This window comes from Eubacterium sp. CAG:161, from assembly GCF_000432355.1.
In the GTDB taxonomy this organism is placed as follows: Bacteria; Bacillota; Clostridia; order Lachnospirales; family Lachnospiraceae; genus Eubacterium_G; species Eubacterium_G segne.
The window spans coordinates 22379-24356 of sequence record NZ_HF991838.1; the positions used below are offsets into that span (position 1 = coordinate 22379).

Here is a 1978-nt window from a genome sequence, read left to right on the forward strand (position 1 = left end):
TGAAAAAACCACCTTTGACTTACTTCCTCCTTCTTCTCCTGCCAACAGCACCTCAGAACATGCCATTCCTTCAGGATATGGCAATCTTTCGTGTTCTTCCACTATTAAAGCAGTTCTAAGAGGAACCATAAAAAATACCCCCAACAAACCTCCGCAAAGGGCAATTACTGCAATAAGCCAGAAGGAAGGCTTTTCACACAAACCCTCATTTGCCCACATAAAAATTGCCGGCATGGTAAAAATAGCCCCTGCGGCTAATGATTCACCTGCCGACCCAATTGTCTGCACCATATTATTTTCTAAAATGGAATCTTTTTTAAGAATTACACGGAGAACTCCCATGGATATTACTGCTGCCGGAATAGAGGCAGAAACAGTCATTCCCACACGAAGTCCTAAATAAGCATTTGCAGCGCCAAAAATAACCGCCATAAGAATGCCTAAAACTACTGATGCCACAGTAAATTCAGGCATAACCTTATTTGCGGGAATAAATGGCTTAAACTCTTTTTTACTCATGTCTTTCACCTCATTGAATACGTCCTGTTTATTTTTTATCCCTTAAACTATTTATCTCCATTTTGATTTTATTTCTTCTAAACAAAACAGCCTTTATCAATCTGTGTACCCAGCAAAACGGCAACAGCCATCCATGTTTCTTAAGAGACGGATATATATTTTCCATCCTTTCCCTTTCCATAAACATTCTTCGGAAAAACAAGCCTTTTTTAGTTTTTATGCCTTGTTTTCTATACTGTTCAAAACGCCACTTCTGGTATTGCTCAAAGGTACCAAAGGCACCACTGTTTATTATGTACTCAGCTGACTGTTCTAATTCATCATTTAATAAACCATCTTCAAACCATGCCTTTGCAAGATTTTTACACATAGCCTCAAATTCAACATAATTCATTTTAACAAGAAGCTTATTAATGTAATCAAAATCCATGGTAGCACCATAATTTTTCATTAGGTAATACTGGTCTATAATGGATCTTATACCGCTTCCACCCATGGAATAATGCTTCTCAAAATGAAGAAGATGAAACAAATAAAAATCCTCCGGTGTCATATGCATAAGATGGGGATTATCTTCATCTTTTACAAGCCTGTCCCATATATCATCAGTATGCCAGTGATTTTCCTCAGTAGTTGGAAGAAGTCTTCTGTGAACCTCCACCTCCATATAAGGTGGCTTAATATACACGTCGTGGCTGGCTTCAAGGCCTACCCCTTCACCATCTTCATATCCTAATTCATGTAACAGTTTTCCCATTTCCTTCATGGTACTTTCATCAGATAAAACCAGATAATCCAAATCACCCATCTGCCTAAATTCCGGATTTGGATATATGTTTTTAAGCACAGACCCCTTAAGAGGTAAAATATCTATCCCCCTTGCAGATGCCTCATTTATAATGGTTTCTCCTTCTCCTGTCTGTACCATATTTACAATCTGATTTTTTTCATGCTGCTTTTCCCACTTTAAAGCCTCCCTGCCTTCAGGCTTTCCCGTAAGTTTTGATATGGCATGAAAAGCCATTTCATCCACCTTGTGAAACAGGGCGAGACTGTATATGTCATCCCAGTCTACACCCTCCGGTTTCTCTTTAGGTGAATCTTCATTTATTACAGACCTTAATAATTCAATTAAATAATCACTTGTTTTTTTATTAAATCTCATTCTATTTTCCTAAATAATTATTCTCCTGCATTATCCTGATTATCGTCAGGTGCCGCTGTAACAGGCTCTGTAGGTGCCTCCGTAACAGGTTCTGCCTCAGTAGGAGCTTCTGTAGTTTGTACCGCCGGCTTAGTTGGTCTTGGTTTCTTAGTTACCACAGGTGGCTCTGTTGCAGGTTCTGTTTCCGGCTCTGTTTCCGGCTCTGTTTCATTCTGCTGTGGCTCCTGAGTTGCCTCTGCTGTTTCTTCCGTAACTGATTCCTCTACAGTTGTAGCTGTTTCCTTAGCACTTGTA

The 1978-nt window shown here is 39.3% G+C and carries 2 protein-coding genes and 1 pseudogene; all 3 read right to left on the reverse strand.

The genetic code is table 11. The features are described from left to right. The coding region (locus Q5O30_RS00900) for an OPT/YSL family transporter (RefSeq protein WP_302674491.1) at positions 1 to 519 on the reverse strand (519 nt) is incomplete at its 3' end. Positions 520 to 547: 28 nt separating this feature from the next. Continuing rightward, entirely contained in the window at positions 548 to 1684 is a 1137-nt protein-coding gene (locus Q5O30_RS00905) for a nucleotidyltransferase family protein (RefSeq protein ID WP_021951890.1), read from the reverse strand. Between the two features lie 17 nt (positions 1685 to 1701). Beyond that, positions 1702 to 1978, reverse strand: a pseudogene (locus tag Q5O30_RS00910) (hypothetical protein); the annotation flags it as partial.

Excerpts from the sequence above, each read along its gene's own strand:
- Q5O30_RS00905 (WP_021951890.1), bottom strand. The coding sequence starts at position 1,684 with ATGAGATTTAATAAAAAAACAAGTGATTATTTAATTGAATTATTAAGG.